This is a genomic window from Flavobacterium psychraerolatum, assembly GCF_025960985.1.
GTDB lineage: Bacteria > Bacteroidota > Bacteroidia > Flavobacteriales > Flavobacteriaceae > Flavobacterium.
In genome coordinates, this window is sequence record NZ_JAOQMX010000026.1 from 34,737 (window position 1) to 52,457 (window position 17,721).

The window sequence follows — 17,721 nt, forward strand, 5'->3', positions numbered from 1 at the left end:
AATTATATCAAATTGTAGAAGTAGTCATTTTGTGTATATTGATACCTATTTGATTCGGGTAGCAAAAGAATATTTTACTTTGTATTATATTTATTAGTAGTATAGAAAGATTCAGTTTTGTGATTACATCTAAGTGTTCAATTATTAGGTCTGTAATTAAATTACTTGATCACTCTTTTGAAATTTCCAATCTTCTTGTTGTTGTTCGCTCAAAAAAGACCATGCAAGAATGCGACTTGTTTTTTGTCCTTGTGCCATATCCATTGTTTTTATGTTTGACGCTTTTACTTTATTCAAAACATTGTATAAGCTTTTGAGATGGGACTGTTTTGCAACCAAAGTTGTAAACCATAAAACTTGCATAGGATATTTGGCGCTTTCATAAATCATTTGAGAGATAAATCGAAACTCACCACCTTCACACCATAATTCGGCATTATGGCCACCAAAGTTCAAAATTGGTTTGGTTGTTTTTTTGTTTTCTAAATTGTTTACTTTTCGGATACTTCCTTGTGTGGCTTCTTCTTGAGAAGTATGAAAGGGAGGATTGCAAAGAACAAATTCAAATTTATCTTCGGGAGTAATAATATTTTTAAAGATAAAACGGGATTCAGTTTGCTGTTGTAGACTGATGGCATCAATTAAATTAGGATTTGATTCGATGATTTTACTACAGTTTTTTAATGCTTTATCATCAATATCAGTTCCGACAAAGCTCCAGTTGTAAATTGAGTTTCCTAATATGGGATAAATACAATTGGCTCCAATGCCGATGTCAAGACCTTGAATGCTTTCCCCTACAGGTATAATGCCTCCGTTTGAGGAGGCTAATAAATCGGCAATATTGTGGATATAATCTGCTCTACCAGGAATAGGTGGACATAAATAATCTTTGGGTATATCCCAATTTTTTATTCCGTAGTGCATGATTAATAGCGCTTTGTTTAAAGCTTTTACCGCATCAGGATTACTGAAGTCTATAGTTTCAATCTGATGTTCATTAATAGCAACAAAGCTTTTTAATGCCGGATATTGTTCTATTAATAGTTTAAAATCGTATCGTGATCGATGTTGATTTCTTGGGTGTAAATTGGTTTTTTCGGTGAGCTGCTTAGCCATCATTCTTTCTGTTTCGGGAAAAGGATTTGAAAAATATATTTTATCCTAATCACGAGCAAGTTATATAAAAAAGTATAACTTTTCTATGTTTTTACGGATTAAATTAATCCATACATTCCATGAGGAGTAAATCACCTTCGGTATGTTCTATTTTTACGATACCGTCTTTGGTAACATGGTTGCTACTACCTGTTTTATAACCAATGGTTAAGCTGTCGTTTTTTAAGGGATAAAATAAGTTCTCAGAAGTTATTCCACTTACATGTCCTATTGGTATTAAGGATATTGGGGTGTTTTCTGTGTACCATTTTTTGAATTTTCGGGGTAGTAAAAAAACTTTGGAGTGGTCGTCCAAAATCACAATTTTCAGTAGATCACGGTAGCGAACAATGTTGGTTAAATTGGTAATGGTGTGATCGGTCCTACGTCCTGTTGCCCAAACTACATTCACAGCTGGAATCTTTCTTTCGATCAAATAATCAAAAGCTTTCTCGAGATCTGTTTTATTTTGGTCTGGTGTATGGATGACTTCAAGTGGGTATTGTTGTTCTTTGTAATAATTTGCATCAAAATCTCGATCAAAATCCCCCAGCAAGACATCTACTTTGATATCCATTTTTATTACTCGTTCTATGGCTGAATCTAGTACTATCACTATTGGTGACCATTCTAGTAACTGTCCTAATAATTCAGGATTACAAGATGCACCATTGGCAATAATTAAAGCTGGTTCTTGATCGTCTCGTACGATATGATGTGAGGACATAGTTATTTTTTTGTGTTGTAAAGATAAAGAATTTGGTGGTTTTTTTTTGCGTGAGGGATAGAAGTGGAGCTCTTTTTTATCTTGCTTTTTTTGCAAGATAAAAAAAGCGAGAACGTATAGCCCGACCCGCGATTTTTTAGCGGGTCACGCCCAAATAATTTATTGCTATTAAATAATTACTGAACTAAATATGTTCTGCTATCAATTTCGCACAAGGCAAAGTAGCCCAACGGATAGTTACTCTTGTTGGTATTGTTGATAACGTTTCCGCGTACAGTTGCGGGAGGAGATTGAAAAGGGCCTCCACTACCACCTCCTGCAATACTAATTAGGATATTCATGTAATTATAGTATGATTTTGAAACTCCATAATGAACAATTTTAACTTCATCACCAGCTTTTAAGTCATCGTTTTGAGATAGGCTGAAAAATTGATTTCCTTGAAAATAGGTATCCACATCCCCGTAAAAGGTCTGTGTTATTTGGTCGGTATAAGTATATTGATACAAGTAATAATTTGTTACTAAAGGGGGATCGGTAAAGTAGGTTTTAATTTGTATGTTTTTTCCAGTGAAGCCACCATCATTTTTTTGTTCTATTTTTTCAATTGGTGCCACTGATTTTAAGGTTTCGGTGGCAGTGTAGGTTTCTCCGTTGTGTTTTACGTTTAATGTATATGTTTCGTCTATTTTTGGAATAAAATTGGTACATATATATTCACCTGTACCAGCTACTTCTCTAAAGTTGAAGTTGGTATTGCTGCTATTTTGGACTGTAATAATTGCTCCAGAAACAGTAGGTATTTGTGTACTGTAAAAAGAGGCTGTTGTGGTTAATTTTATTTTTTGTTCCTTTCCTGTTGTTCCCTTTTGCCATTTGATAGTTGCTTCAATAACCAATTTTGGTGGTGCTGTATCGAGGTCTACTTGAACAACTTCTTCACAACTATAAAAAAAAAGGAGTGTAAATAAGGATAGTATGAGGTGTATTTTTTTCATATTTCTAGAATTTGAAATTATAACTTACGGCAGGAACCATTCCAAAAATAGAGGTTCGTACAGCTTCATTGGCGCCTGTATCTGTATTTTGTCTAAAATTGATGGAGGCAGCGTTTTTTCGATTGTATAGATTGTAGATACTAAATACCCATTCGCCTTTCCAGTCTCTACCTTTGTTTTTTGTAGGAGTTAGCGTTGCTGAAACGTCAAGGTGATGGTAAGCAGGTAAACGATTTTCATTTCGTAAACCATAACTAGGAACTACAACTCCAGAGTAATAGTATTGACTGTTCGGGTAGGTTACAGGTTGTCCTGTTTGTAATACAAAATTGGCACCAAAACTCCATTTTTCGCTTTTTTTGAAAGATCCTGTCACGGCAAGATTATGTGTTTTGTCGTAAATGGAACGGTACCATTGCCCATTATTGATTCCTAGTTCTTCGGGTGTTCTTCCGGGAGTTTGTTGTTGGGATTTGGATAATGTATAAGAAATCCAACCATTTAATTTACCTTCATTTTTACGCAACATGATTTCGAGACCATAGGAACGCATTTGCCCGTTGAGTACAATTTGCTCTATGGCTTTGTTGGCAATTAAGTCGGCACCATCAATATAGTCCAGACGGTTTTTAATTTTTTTATAATAGGTTTCGACTTCTAAGGAAAACATATTATTTTGGAAGTTTTTGAAATAACCTACGGCTACTTGGTCAGCAATTTGTGGTTTGATAAAATTGTCACTAGGCATCCATACATCCAAGGGAGTAGGTGAGGAGGTATTGGAGATCAATTGCAAGTATTGTACCATGCGGTTGTAGCTTCCTTTTAATGAGCTATTTTCATTTAATTGATAGGATAATGCCAACCGGGGTTCTAGGTTGTTGTAACTTTTTATTACTTTATTTTTATTGTAAAATTTTGTACCCGTTGGTGTTGCTTTCTCATATATTTGTACATCTTTGTTGAAAATTACTGGATTGTTATTGTCATAGATATTTACTGTAGATTGACCTAATCTATAGAATAAACTGTATCGCAAGCCATACGTAACGGCAATTCTCTTGGATACTTCTTGTTCTGCGCTTACGTATAATGCAGGTTCGAAAGCATATTTTTTGTCCAATTGGTCAAAATTGATTCCAGAATTAGCATCGGTTGGTCTTATGGTTCCTGGGTTGAAGGAATAGTAAATAGCATTTAGACCATAATTCAGTTTGAATTTGTCAGACACATAATTTTTAAAATCATATTTAAAGTTATAATTCTTAATTCCAGAATCCCATTTGAAACCTACAAAATCCAAGTCCAATCCATAGTAATAGTCGCTATAAATTAAAGATAAGTTGGAGAATAATTTATCGGAGAATAAATGGTTCCACCTTAAATTAAGTGTTGCATTTCCATAAGAATTGGAGAAGCTTTTGCTAATTGCAAATACATCACGTCCAAAATAACCAGACAAGTATAAGTTGTTGTTTTCATTAAGTTTATAACTCAATTTGGTATTCAAATCATAAAAGTAAGCCGTATTGTTTTTTTGGTCATTGGATAGTTTTAAAAACAAATGTGCATATGAAGTTCTTCCACCAATAAGGAATGAACCTTTGTTTTTTACTATAGGTCCTTCAAGTAAGACACGGCTGGCAATTAAGCCGATTCCTCCACTAGCATGAAAAGCCTTGCTGCTACCATCTTTTTGATAAATATCTAAAACAGATGAGGCTCTTCCTCCATAATTAGCAGGGATTCCGCCTTTGTATAGCTTTAAATCTTTGATGGCATCTGGGTTGAAAACGGAGAAAAATCCAAATACGTGTGAGGAGTTGAAAATTGTAGCTTCGTCTAACAGAATTAAATTCTGGTCGGCACCTCCTCCTCGAACATTAAACCCTGATGCTCCCTCGCCTGCATTAGTAACTCCTGGAAGTAATAATAATGATTTGATTACATCGACTTCTCCCAGTACGACCGGCATTTTTTTGATAGAAGAGATAGAAAGTTTGTTCATGCTCATCTCTGGTTTTCGAATCTGAGTACTGGTATTTGTACCTGTCACGATCACTTCTTCGAGCATTTCTTGACTGTCTATTAAATTGAGATTTAATTTAGTGCTTTTGTTTAAGGTAATTTTTTTCGATACATTTTGAAAACCAATATAACTTACTAGTATCGTGTATGAGCCCTGAGGTAAGGTAATGGAATAAAATCCATACTGGTTGGTATTAATACTAGATTGCGTCTCTGGAATGTAAATGTTTACACCAATTAAAGTTTCGTTGTTCTTGGTGTCAGATATGGTTCCGCTTAGAGTGTACTTTTGTTTTGATAGTTCAATATCACTATTATCTTGTGCGAAAGTAAAAAAGCTATAGGTTAGAAATAGTATTAAGGTAAATATTTTCCTGTTTAACATACTTTGTTTAATTTGAAATACAAATTTGATAAAAATATAAGTAATTAACTAACAAACAAACTTTAAAATGGTGTTAATGAAAAAAAAAAGACAACCGTTACGGGTTGTCTTTTTGAGAATAATTATGGGCTAATGTTTAAGCCTTGATTTTTGCTATAATGGCATTGAAAGTTGCACTAGGACGCATCGCTTTGCTTAATAAAGCTGGCGTCGGTTGGTAATGACCACCAATAGCTTGAGGTTTTCCTTGAGCATCAATTAATTCTGCATTAATTGTAGCTTCGTTTTCTGTAAGTTCTTTTGCAATTGGAGCAAATGTAGCTTGTAATCCAGTATCTTTGGTTTGAGCAGCCAAGGCTTGAGCCCAATACAAAGCTAAATAAAATTGAGAACCACGGTTATCAATTCCACCAACTCTTCTAGCTGGAGATTTGTCGTTTTGCAAGAAAGCATCGTTTGCTTGGTCCAAAGTTTCAGACAAAACAATTGCTTTTTCATTATTTAAAGATTGACCTAAATGTTCTAATGAAGCACCAAGAGCCAAAAATTCACCTAATGAATCCCAACGTAAATAACCTTCTTGTGTAAATTGTTCCACATGTTTTGGAGCCGATCCACCTGCACCTGTTTCAAACAATCCTCCACCATTCATTAATGGTACGATTGATAACATTTTTGCTGATGTTCCAACTTCTAGAATTGGGAACAAATCAGTAAGGTAATCACGTAATACATTTCCAGTTACAGAGATAGTATCCAATCCTTTGATGATTCTTTCACAAGTGAATTCAGTTGCAGCGATAGGGTTCAAGATACGAATGTCTAGTCCAGTTGTATCGTGATCTTTTAAATATAAATTTACTTTTTTGATAATTTCTCTATCGTGTGCTCTGTTTTCATCCAACCAGAAGACAGCAGGAGTTTCAGATAAACGAGCTCTGTTTACAGCTAGTTTAACCCAGTCCTGAATTGGAGCATCTTTTGCTTGGCACATTCTAAAGATGTCGTTAGCTTCTACTGCTTGTTCCATCAAAACCTTTCCGTTTTGATCAACCACACGAACAGTTCCGTTGGCCGACATTTGGAAAGTTTTGTCATGAGAACCATATTCTTCTGCTTTTTGAGCCATCAAACCTACGTTTGGAACAGAACCCATTGTAGTTGGGTCAAAAGCACCATGTTTTTTACAAAAATCAATAGTAGCTGTATAAATTCCAGCATAACAACGGTCTGGAATAATAGCAATAGTATCTTGTAATTTTCCTTCTTTATTCCACATTTGACCGGAAGTACGTATCATTGCCGGCATAGAGGCATCAACAATTACATCCGATGGAACTTGCAGGTTGGTAATTCCTTTATCAGAATTCACCATTGCCAAGGCTGGACCATTTTCAATTGCTGCAGTGATGGCAGCTTCAACTTCAGCTTGCTCTGGGCGACCTGCAATTTTTGCATATACATCACCTAAACCATTTTTTGTATTTACTCCAAGTTCAGTAAATAAAGTAGCATATTTTGCAAAAACATCAGCAAAATAAACTTCTACAATTGCACCAAAGATAATTGGGTCAGAAACCTTCATCATCGTAGCTTTTAAGTGTACAGAAAGTAAAACGCCCTCTGCTTTTGCTTCAGCAATTGTTTTAGCAACAAAAGCTTTCAAAGCGTTCAAGTGCATTACAGAACTGTCAATGATTTCACCTACTTTCAAAGGAGTACTCGCTTTTAATACAGTAGTAGCGCCATCTTGTGCAACAAATTCAATTTTCACATCGGTAACGTCAGCAATTGTAACCGATTTTTCACTTCCATAAAAATCACCTTCGCTCATTGAGGCTACTGCAGTTTTAGAGTCAGCAGTCCAAGCTCCCATAGAGTGTGGATTTGCTTTTGCATAATTTTTTACTGCTTTTGGAGCTCTACGATCTGAGTTTCCTTCACGTAAAACAGGGTTTACAGCAGAACCTGTAATTTTTGCATATTTTGCCTTGGTTTCCTTTTCAGTATCCGTTTGTGGGTCTTCTGGGAAATTAGGGATCTTGTATCCGTGCGCTTGCAATTCTGCAATAGCCCCTTTTAATTGTGGTATAGAAGCAGAAACGTTAGGTAATTTGATAATGTTTGCTTGTGGATCAGTAGCTAATTTTCCTAATGCAGCCAATGAATCTTTTACTTTTTGATCCTCAGTCAAAAACTCTGGGAAATTAGCAAGGATACGAGCTGCAACCGAAATATCTTCCGTTTCAATTTCGATTCCTGCCGTTGCGGTAAAAGCTTGAACAATTGGTAAAAATGAATAAGTAGCTAACAAAGGTGCTTCGTCAGTTAATGTGTAAACAATCTTTGATTTTTGTGTCATGTTTTTTATTTTATAATCGTAATTCTTTAGAAAGAATGTGAAATGTATGATTTGCTTTGAATAAAGCCGAGCAAAGATATAAAAAACAAGCCAAAATATTGAGTATTTTCCCTGAGAAATAACCGATTTATAGGATAACTAACGACAATGTCGTAAAATGTTATTTTTTTAAATAAAGTCATTTTTTTTGAGAATACCACGGATCAGATCAATCATCTTTGGGAGTTAGTTGTCAATCGTTTGCGTGATTTATATTTTTGAAGCAGAAACTGAAGCTAATTTTGCTGTTATCGTTTCGTTCATCCGCTATACTTTTGCTTTTTTAAAGAAAAAAAGCAAAGGATAACGCTCCTATCGGTGCTATGAGGGTTTATTGTGATTTATCGGATTTTTGAGAATTTCTTGCCTTTTTTGTTTTGAAAGTTTAATAGTTGAGAATCACATTTTTTAAATATAATACAACTAGAATATTTTATAATATGTGATATAAATACTTTAATCAGTTTTTCTTTTTTTTCTTTTGAATAGATTATTAAAGAGTAACTTTGCAGGGAATTATAAGGGTTATATTATTCCTGTTTACCTAGCCCTGATGGGAGCGGTATCCTTTTTGTTTTGCTTTTTTTGCAAAATAAAAAGATATAGCGGACAGCAGGATTAAGCTCCAAAAAAAATGATATAAATAGTATTTACGTATGAAAAATGTTTTTAAAGTAGCATTGATTGCCTTATTGATCGTGGGGTGCAAACACAAGGTAGTGCCAGCAGATGTAGCGCTCTTAAATGGTTATTGGGAAATTGAAAAGGTAGATTTTCCTGATGGTGAAGATAAAAATTTCAAAATTAATGAAAGTTATGACTTTTTTGCCATAATAAAGGATAAAGGGATTCGTAAAAAAGTGATGCCTCAATTGGATGGTACTTTTATTGTGAATGATACTTATGAAAATGTAGCTGTACGTTTTGAAAAAGAAAAAGTTTTTTTGGATTATTCAACAGATTTTGCAAAATGGTCGGAAGAGTTGATAACATTGACAAATGATGAGTTGGTGGTGAAGAATGACGAGAAGAAAGAATATCATTATAAAAGAACAGGACCAATAAACTTAACAGGAGATGGCGAAAAGACTAAATAATCAAAGTACAGTTGGTGATGTTTTAAAGCAGATCATTCAGGGTAATAAGTTGCAACCAGGGATGGACCAAATTAATGTGAAGGAAGCTTGGGAGAGTTTGATGGGGAATGGTGTGAATAGTTATACGCAAAATGTTGCTTTGAAAAATAGTACCTTGTATGTAGAGTTAACTTCGTCTGTATTGCGGGAGGAATTGAGTTTGGGGAAATCTAAAATTATTAAAATGATAAATGAAGAATTGGGACGTGAAGTGATTACTAACGTAGTGCTTAGGTAATTTTCGGTTTCCATTTTGTGAATTTAGGGTAATAAAAAATCCATTTGCTTACGCAAATGGATTTTTTATTATACGATGCTCTCAATAAATACTAGAACAATTCTCTACCAGAGAAATGGAAAGCCCCTTCTATAGCTGCATTCTCATCGCTATCTGAACCGTGAACTGCATTTTCTCCTAATGAAGTTGCATATAATTTACGGATAGTTCCTTCTGCAGCATCTGCTGGGTTGGTAGCTCCGATCAAAGTTCTAAAATCGGCTACTGCATTTTCTTTTTCTAAAATTGCTGCAACGATTGGTCCGCTTGACATGAATTCTACCAATCCGTTGTAGAAAGGTCTTTCTGAGTGCACTTCATAAAAAGCTTGTGCATCTGCAACAGTCAATTGTGTTAATTTTAAAGATACAATTTTGAAGCCTGTATTGGTAATCATAGCAAGTATGTTTCCGATGTGTCCATTTGCCACTGCATCTGGCTTAATCATTGTAAAAGTTCTATTGGTTGTCATTTTATTTGTATTTTTAATTAGTGTAAAATTAGTTATTTTTTTGTTGAAATAACTTTTATTTGTTATATTTTAAAACAGAATCACTTCAAAATTTTGTTCTAATGGTTTTAATTGCTTCATCATTATCGGAATTAAATCGATACCTGTTTCTAAGTAGAATTCAGAGAAATTGTTTTGGCGTTCTTGCAGACTTTTATTCGGGAATAATTCGTTTTGTAAGTTGGTAGCACGTTCCAATTGGTCTTTTAGTTTTCTTTTTTGCGCTTTCAGTAATCTCTTTTCAAGATTTTCCAGTCCTTTTATTTGTTTGATTTCTTGTGCTTTTACGGCTCCTGCAAAAGAAGGATCTGTTTGCTGTGCAATCTCAAAAAGGTCTTTGAATTGTTTTTGCAATTGTTCCTTTTGTGGTGTCAAGTCGATTGAGAAAGAAGATAGTTTTTGAGTTAACTTATTTTCGAGAACAGTTTGTTTGGAAAACAAATCAGACCATGAAAGTTCGAGCTTGTCTATTTTTGAAACTTGTTTTTTGGTAGCTACTAGTGCAGAATTCCGAACTAAAAGCATTGGGAAAGTAATTTTCACTTCATCAAAAAACGATTTGAGTTCAAGCCAGTAAGCAATTTCACCTCCTCCTCCAATGTAACAGAGGTTGGGTAAAATTACTTCTTGGTACAATGGACGCATGATCACGTTGGGACTAAATTTTTCGGGATTGGAATTGACCAAATCTACTATTTCCTTTTCTGTAAAGGTTATAGTGGTGTTGTTAACAATGTATTTATTATTTTCGAAAATAATGCGTTCACGAATGGTGTTTTCGATAAAAAATAAATTTATTTCACGCGGATTTACCTGAATGTTGTAATTACTTAGTTTTTGTATTGTCTCAGTTACTGCGGTATGTGCTGTTTGTTGCGTTAGTTCTTCTTTTATATAAGGAGCGAAGCATTTTTTTAACTCTTTATTGTCAGCATCGATAATTACCAAACCATATTCTCCAAATAATGTATTAGCCAAATGCCTTGTCGCATCGGCTAGGTTGGGATGTTGTAAATAAGCTTCTTGAAAAAGTGTTTTTAGTTTGTTTGCGTTTGTTGTATGTCCTAATTCTAAAGCAAATATTTCGAAAAACTCTTCCAGTCCTTCAGTACTTAATCTTCCAACGGGTCCCGTACTGTCGGTATTCCAACGAAATTTTTTCCCTTTGAAGTTAAAGTAATTGATTTCGTCAAAATCATGGTCTTCTGTAGCCATCCAATAAATGGGTACAAAATTGTATTCTGGATGTTTGGTTTTTAACTCGTTGGTCAAATTGATTGTCGAAATAATTTTGTACAAAAAATACAAAGGCCCACTAAATAGGTTGAGCTGGTGACCGGTGGTGATAGTAAAAGTATTTTCGGTACTTAATGCTTCTATATTTTGAAGCGTAAGAGGTGAAGTGCTACTAGTTTTATATTGTTGCTTCAAGGCAGACACTAATGTAGCTCTTGAATTGGAGTTGTAATTTTTTTTCTTTTCGAAAATTTGTTTTTCAAAATTTTCTATAACTGGAAAGTGATTGTAGAGTGGGGTAAGATTGGATTTTTGGTTCAGGTAATCTTGCATTAAAGTACTGAAGTATCCTGATGTCTGGTAGCTTATACAGTCGGTTGGCATGTGTATGATTCTTAATTTAATGTAAAAATAAGAAAAGTTATGGTATCCTTTGTTAGTTTATGAAAGCTTTAGCAAATGTTAGGTAAAGTAGCTTTGAGTAGTCCAATGTGCTTGTTAAGTTGTAGTATCCTGTCTTTGGTCAGATCGTCTATGAATAATTTATGTTCAATGGAAATATTAAACTAAAATCAAGAGAATTGGTAGAACTTGTTTTTGTGAAAATACGATCTCTTTCTTGTAATCTGGCAATGAGATTGCAAACACTTGATAAGATATTAGCAATTTTGTTGACAGAATACTTTTTTGGCTCTAGTACTAAAATTTTGACAAAGTTAAGGGTTGTCTATTAATATATTATATTTATTTTTCTGAATCAAAATACTTTATAGAGTGTAATTAGTGAAAATTAATTTGTTTTAAATAATACACAAAATAAAATCCATCTTATTAGATGGATTTTATTGATTAAAAAAAATGGTATACTATCTTTTAAAAGTTAAATTAACTGTTTTGCTCTTGTAATAAAAGTGTTTTTTGCTTTTTCACCTATAAATTAGCAATCAATTCGGCCACAATAGAGGTCCATCCTGTTTGATGAGATGCACCAACTCCTCGTCCAGAATCTCCATGAAAATATTCATAAAACAAGATCAAATTTTTGTTTTCTTCTTGTTGGTAAAATTCTGTATGATCACTGTGTACAATTCTTTTTCCATCGGTATCAATTTCAAAAATGGCACTAATTCTTTTACTTAATTCTTTCGAAATTTGTGAAAGGGTCATTAGATTACCAGAATTTGTAGGGAACTCAACTTGAAAAGAGTCACCGTAAAAGTCACCAAATTTCTCCAAGGATTTAATGATTAAATAGTTGATCGGAATCCAAATCGGACCGCGCCAATTTGAATTTCCTCCAAACATATCAGACCTAGATTCCCCTGGTTCATAGTATATCGTGTGATCTACTCCTTCTATTTTTATAATAAAGGGATGTTCCAAATGGTATTTAGAAACTGCTCGAATACCATTATCAGCTAGAAATTCATTTTCATCTAATAAATAAGTCAATAGTTTCTCTAAACGACTTTTGTTAAGGAGCGAAAATAATATATCTCCGTTTTCATTTGTTTGGACATACTCTTCGTCAGAAACAATTGAGTTTGAGAACGCCCTTCTTTTTTGAAAATCATGCATTTTACTGTAACATTCATGCCTACATATGGAAACAGCAAATAATGAAGTGATGCCTACGATGGATCGTATTTTTAGGGACTCTTTTTCGCCATCAGGGTAAAAAAGGACATCATAAAAAAAATGATCCTTATCATCCCATAATGCATCATTAATAGAGTTAGCAATTAAGATGAAGTGCTCGTAAAACTTTGTGATAAGATCTTCAAAAGTAGAATCCAACAAAGTGATTTCTGAAGCCATTTCCATTAAATTAATAGCATACATAGCCATCCAAGCAGTTGCATCTACTTGTTCTAGTGTGTATCCTACAGGTAAATTTGTTCTATCAATTACGGCAATATTATCTAGTCCCAAAAAACCACCATTGAAAATGTTGTTACCATTATCATCTTGTCTATTGGCCCACCAAGTAAAATTAATTAGTAATTTCTGAAAAATTCTTTTTAAAAAATCAATGTCTTTTATATTGTATAATTGATATTCAGATCGATAAACTAAAAGTGCAGACCATGCTTGAACGGGTGGGTTAACATCCGAAAAGTTCCATTCATAAGCCGGGATTTGGCCATCAGGACTCATATACCATTCCCGCATCATTAAAAGTAGTTGATTTTTTGCAAAAGCGGGATCAATCATGCCCATTGGAATACAATGAAAAGCTAAGTCCCAAGCCGCATACCACGGATACTCCCAACAATCAGGCATAGATATGACATCTTGATTTACAAGATGTTTCCAATTCGTATTTCGTCCAACAAGTCGTTCTGTTGGTAAAGGATTAATTTCTGGATTATAGCGCAACCATTCATTAATATTATAACTGTAAAATTGTTTACTCCACAGTAAGCCTGCAAAGGCTTGACGTTGAATTAGTTTATGATTATCAGTCCATTTTTCAGGAAGGAAGGATTCATAAAAAGTATCATTTTCAGCTAATCTAGTTTCAAAAACAGTAAAAAAAGAGGCATCGAAAGGCTGGTTTAGTAGTTGGTTAGTAAGTCTTAACGTAATCGTTTTGCTAGCGTTTGCATCGATTTTAAGTTCATAAACGGGGGCACATTTAGTTCCAAAATTTCTTATAGAAAGTTGTTGTCTCAATACTGTATTTTCACCACAAAGAGCTTCGTGAAAAGCATCTTTAACAAAAACAGAGTCGTTTTTGGTGTTAAAAATACGTTGCTTATTGGTTTCATTTTCAGTAAACAAAACCTCTGAAGTTTCTTGATAATAAAGGTAGTAATCTCCTAATTCTTCATTATTTATAGAAATTCTATTTTCAGAATCTTGTTTTAGAACGGGTTTATTGTCTCCTATTTTTTTATTCCAATTGTTTCTTAACCAAAGTGTCGGTAAAATTGTTAACGTAGACGGTTCGTTACTTCGATTATAAACTTCAATCTTGACGCAGATATCGTCAGGATTATTTTTTGCATAGGTGATATATACATCATGATATTGTTTATTATCGAAAATACCAGTGTCTAATAATTCGAACTCATTTTCAAGTTTAGTCCGTTGGCCATTTTTAGTAAGTAATTCTTCGTAAGGGTAGGGAGCGAAAGGATATTTATACAAAAACTTCATGTAAGAATGTGTTGGTGAATTATCCAAATAATAATACAATTCCTTTACATCTTCGCCATGATTCCCTTCGCTATTAGTCAATCCAAATAGTCTTTCTTTTAAAATGGGGTCTTTACCATTCCATAGAGCAAGTGCAAAACAAATGTTTTGTCTATTATCCGAAATACCACCTAACCCATCTTCACCCCAAAGGTAGGAACGTGATCTAGCATGGTCATGAGGGAGATAATTCCATGCATCGCCATTGGCACTATAATCTTCTCGAACAGTACCCCATTGACGTTCTGATAGGTAAGAGCCCCATTTTACTAAGGGTACATTCTTGGTACTATTCTCTTGTAATCTTTTTAATTCTTCATTCATAATTATCCTCCTGTTGAAAACCCTTCGAAAACTGTCATTCCACCATCTATAAAAATACTTGCACCAGTAATGTAATCGGAATCATCAGAGGCTAAAAATACGGCCAAATTACCAATGTCCTCTGGCTGTCCAATACGATTATAGGGTATTAAAGACATTAAATTATTCAATGCTTCGGGAGTTTGCCAAGCCGATTTGTTGATAGGTGTTTGTATAGCTCCAGGGCAGATGCTGTTAACCCTAATTTTTCGACCTCCATATTCTTGTGCGAGAGTTTGCATTAGCATTTTAATAGCTCCTTTTGTTGCGGCATAATTGGCATGTCCTCCCCAAGGAATTAATTCATGTACAGAACTCATGCAGATTATTTTACCCAATGCTTTTGATCTTTCTGGAATCATTCCGCGACGTAGAAACTCTCTAACGGCTTCTCTAGCACATAAAAACTGTCCCGTTAAGTTTACATCAATAACCAGTTGCCATTGAGCCAATGTCATTTCATCAAATTTTGCATCTTGTTGTAATCCTGCATTGTTAACCAAAATATCTATGGTTCCAAAGATTTCGATAGCTTCTTTAAACATATTTTGAACTTGATCCTCCTTACTCACATCTGCTTTAATTGCAATTGCATTGGTGCCCAAAGACTTTATTTGTTCAACAAGCACATTGGCTGCCTCTGGATTGGAGACATAATTAATAATCACATTTGCACCAGCTTGCCCCAAGGATAGAGCAACACCCATTCCTATTCCAGAATTTGCCCCAGTGACAAGGGCTGTTTGTCCTATTAGTTTTTTTTCTGCCATTTTGTATTAGTTTTATTTATGTATCAGAAATTTTATTTTTCCTACGATAATCATATAAAATTATTCAATTATAAATGGATATTTAGAAGATTAACATTACTTTAATTTTACTATTTCCTTTTTTTGAAACAAAAGGATTTTCAGTACTACTATTGAATGTATTACCAATTCAATCAAATGGTGGATTAATAAAGTATTTGTAACTTAAAAAGGTTGGTATGCTTAATTTCCTTTTTAGTGATTGGTTTTTACGTGAATATCTTTTTTATGCCTTATTTTTGTATAAAAAAATTTTCTCTTGAAATCAAAACTCCTTCTTATTACCCCGCCTTTTACACAACTCAATACGCCCTATCCAGCAACGGCTTATATCAAAGGTTTTTTGAATACTTTGAATGTAACCTCAGTTCAAGCAGATTTAGGGATTGAGGTGATTTTGACTTTATTTTCGAAAGAAGGATTAAAAAGTCTTTTTAAAGAAGGGAATTTGAAGAGTAAAGGTAAAGAGCTTTCTGCTAATTCAAAAAGAATTAGTGCTTTGCAAGAGGAATATAGTAAAACTATAGATTCGGTTATTGCTTTTCTTCAAGGGAAAAATCCAACATTAGCACTTCAAATATGTCAAGAAGATTATCTGCCAGAAGCTTCTCGTTTTGCACATTTGGAAGAGTTAGATTGGGCTTTTGGCTCTATGGGTACACAAGACAAGGCCAAACATCTAGCTACTTTATACCTAGAGGATATCTCTGATTATATTGTTGAATGTGTAGATACTAATTTTGGTTTTAGTCGTTATGCCGAGCGATTGGGACGATCTGCCAATTCATTTGATGAGTTGTACGAAGCCTTAATGCAAGAACCCACTTATATTGATGCAGTTTTACTTTCGATTTTAAAAGAAAGAATCGAAACTGTTCAACCCGATTTGTTTTTAATATCAGTTCCTTTTCCTGGGAATTTATACAGTGCTTTTCGGTCTGCTCAATGGTTAAAAAAAGTGCATCCCGAAATTAAAATTACAATGGGTGGAGGGTTTCCTAACACAGAATTACGGTCTCTATCGGATGCTCGTGTTTTTGAGTTCTTTGATTTTATAACACTTGATGATGGTGAAGCACCGATCGAAGAATTGTTATTAAGTTTGGAGAATGCAAAAACAATTAACGAAGAACCCCTATCTTTAAAAAGAACTTTTATTCTCGAAAACGGCAAAGTCGTTTATAAAAATAATTCTACCAAACCCGATTACAAGCAAGCACAAGTAGGAACACCAGATTATTCAGATTTACTCTTGGATAAATATATTTCTGTTATTGAAATTGTCAATCCCATGCACCGTATGTGGAGTGATGGGCGCTGGAACAAACTCACCATGGCCCACGGATGTTATTGGGGGAAATGTACTTTTTGTGATATTTCATTAGATTATATAAAAATTTACGAACCAGTTACTGCCAATTTACTTTGTGATCGAATCGAAGAATTGGTTATACAAACAGGTCAAAATGGTTTTCATTTTGTAGATGAAGCTGCGCCACCTGCATTGATGCGTGCTCTAGCGCTAGAGATTTTGAGAAGGAAATTATCCATTACTTGGTGGACAAACATTCGATTCGAAAAAAGTTTTACTGCCGATTTGTGTTTGTTGTTAAAAGCATCTGGTTGTATTGCTGTTTCTGGTGGGCTCGAAGTAGCTTCAGATCGTTTATTAAAATTAATAGACAAAGGGGTGACGGTAGAGCAAGTTGCCAATGTAACACAACATTTTACCGAAGCTGGAATTATGGTACATTCCTATTTAATGTACGGTTATCCAACACAAACGATTCAGGAAACTGTGGATAGTCTCGAAATGGTGCGTCAATTATTTGAAGTTGGTATCTTGCAATCTGGTTTTTGGCATCAATTTGCCATGACAGCACATAGCCCAGTGGGGATTGACCCAGAAGCTTTTGGTGTTATTCCAGTTTCACCAGTTTTAAAAGGAGTAGAAAACGGTCTCTTTGCCAATAATGATATTGATTTTAAGGATAAAACAGGAATCGATCATGAGAAATTTAGCTATGGATTGAAAAAGTCTTTATTTAATTTTATGCACGGAATTTGTTTTGATTACGAATTGCAAGATTGGTTTGAGTTTAAAATTCCTAAAACTAAAATTGCAAGCAATTTTATTAAAAATGCTTTAGCAAAAGAAACGATACTTACGGTTAAGCCAACGGCCAAAATAATATGGTTGGGTGGAAAACCCGAAATAGAATACTTTACAAAATCTAAAAAAGGAAATACCTGGGAGATGATGCGGATGACTTTTCACCACAAAAAGGAAAGTTTCGATATTCAAACTAATAAAGAGGAAGGGGAGTGGTTGGTTGCAATTTTGACACAATTGACAGTGACTAATAATAAGGTATACACTTTTCAAGAATTAAAGACTGAATTTGAAAAGCAGCTTGAAGACTTTGAGTTGTTTTGGTATTCAAAACCAATACATATATTAAGGGATTACGGACTATTAATACTATAACAA

12 protein-coding genes are annotated in these 17,721 nt (G+C 34.2%); 3 read left to right on the forward strand and 9 right to left on the reverse strand.

Annotation, left to right across the window (positions count from 1 at the left end; all coding sequences use genetic code 11):
- Nucleotides 1-156 precede the first annotated feature (156 nt).
- From rlmF to M2326_RS10840, 5 genes are all read right to left on the reverse strand, one after another.
- The gene (gene rlmF / locus M2326_RS10820) at nucleotides 157-1,122 is read right to left on the reverse strand and encodes a 23S rRNA (adenine(1618)-N(6))-methyltransferase RlmF (RefSeq protein WP_264619575.1); all 966 of its coding nucleotides are present in this window, start codon (nucleotides 1,120-1,122) and stop codon (nucleotides 157-159) included.
- 100 nt (nucleotides 1,123-1,222) lie between these two features.
- Nucleotides 1,223-1,885 (reverse strand): thiamine diphosphokinase, encoded by a 663-nt coding sequence (locus M2326_RS10825; RefSeq protein ID WP_264619576.1) that lies wholly within the window; start codon nucleotides 1,883-1,885, stop codon nucleotides 1,223-1,225.
- A 176-nt stretch (nucleotides 1,886-2,061) separates the two neighbouring features.
- Nucleotides 2,062-2,883, reverse strand: a complete 822-nt coding sequence (locus tag M2326_RS10830; RefSeq protein WP_264619577.1) for a DUF4249 domain-containing protein — start codon at nucleotides 2,881-2,883, stop codon at nucleotides 2,062-2,064.
- A gap of 4 nt (nucleotides 2,884-2,887) precedes the next feature.
- The gene (locus M2326_RS10835) at nucleotides 2,888-5,296 is read right to left on the reverse strand and encodes a TonB-dependent receptor (protein ID WP_264619578.1); all 2,409 of its coding nucleotides are present in this window, start codon (nucleotides 5,294-5,296) and stop codon (nucleotides 2,888-2,890) included.
- 136 nt (nucleotides 5,297-5,432) lie between these two features.
- Nucleotides 5,433-7,658 carry an NADP-dependent isocitrate dehydrogenase gene (locus M2326_RS10840; protein WP_264619579.1) on the reverse strand — a complete coding sequence of 742 codons (2,226 nt, stop codon included), beginning with the start codon at nucleotides 7,656-7,658 and terminating at the stop codon, nucleotides 5,433-5,435.
- Between the two features lie 695 nt (nucleotides 7,659-8,353).
- Between M2326_RS10840 and M2326_RS10845 the strand changes: the two genes are divergently transcribed.
- Both M2326_RS10845 and M2326_RS10850 read left to right on the forward strand, forming a co-directional pair.
- The gene (locus M2326_RS10845) at nucleotides 8,354-8,794 is read left to right on the forward strand and encodes a lipocalin family protein (protein WP_264619580.1); all 441 of its coding nucleotides are present in this window, start codon (nucleotides 8,354-8,356) and stop codon (nucleotides 8,792-8,794) included.
- Entirely contained in the window at nucleotides 8,775-9,071 is a 297-nt protein-coding gene (locus tag M2326_RS10850) for a DciA family protein (protein ID WP_264619581.1), read from the forward strand. Before M2326_RS10845 ends, M2326_RS10850 begins: the two co-directional genes overlap by 20 nt.
- Before the next feature lie 91 nt (nucleotides 9,072-9,162).
- Here M2326_RS10850 and M2326_RS10855 read toward each other — a convergent pair whose 3' ends face one another.
- The 4 genes from M2326_RS10855 to M2326_RS10870 all read right to left on the reverse strand — a co-directional run bounded on the left by M2326_RS10855 (nucleotide 9,163) and on the right by M2326_RS10870 (nucleotide 15,191).
- Nucleotides 9,163-9,582, reverse strand: a complete 420-nt coding sequence (locus M2326_RS10855; protein ID WP_264619582.1) for a nucleoside-diphosphate kinase — start codon at nucleotides 9,580-9,582, stop codon at nucleotides 9,163-9,165.
- Nucleotides 9,583-9,651: 69 nt separating this feature from the next.
- Nucleotides 9,652-11,241, reverse strand: a complete 1,590-nt coding sequence (bshC, locus tag M2326_RS10860) for a bacillithiol biosynthesis cysteine-adding enzyme BshC (protein WP_264619583.1) — start codon at nucleotides 11,239-11,241, stop codon at nucleotides 9,652-9,654.
- A gap of 546 nt (nucleotides 11,242-11,787) precedes the next feature.
- A complete protein-coding gene (locus M2326_RS10865) occupies nucleotides 11,788-14,382 on the reverse strand; it encodes an MGH1-like glycoside hydrolase domain-containing protein (protein WP_264619584.1) in 2,595 nt (864 codons plus the stop codon).
- A 2-nt stretch (nucleotides 14,383-14,384) separates the two neighbouring features.
- Nucleotides 14,385-15,191 carry an SDR family oxidoreductase gene (locus M2326_RS10870; RefSeq protein ID WP_264619585.1) on the reverse strand — a complete coding sequence of 269 codons (807 nt, stop codon included), beginning with the start codon at nucleotides 15,189-15,191 and terminating at the stop codon, nucleotides 14,385-14,387.
- Nucleotides 15,192-15,489: 298 nt separating this feature from the next.
- Here M2326_RS10870 and M2326_RS10875 point away from each other — a divergent pair, with 298 nt between their 5' ends.
- Nucleotides 15,490-17,718 carry a B12-binding domain-containing radical SAM protein gene (locus tag M2326_RS10875; protein ID WP_264619586.1) on the forward strand — a complete coding sequence of 743 codons (2,229 nt, stop codon included), beginning with the start codon at nucleotides 15,490-15,492 and terminating at the stop codon, nucleotides 17,716-17,718.
- Nucleotides 17,719-17,721: the final 3 nt, after the last annotated feature.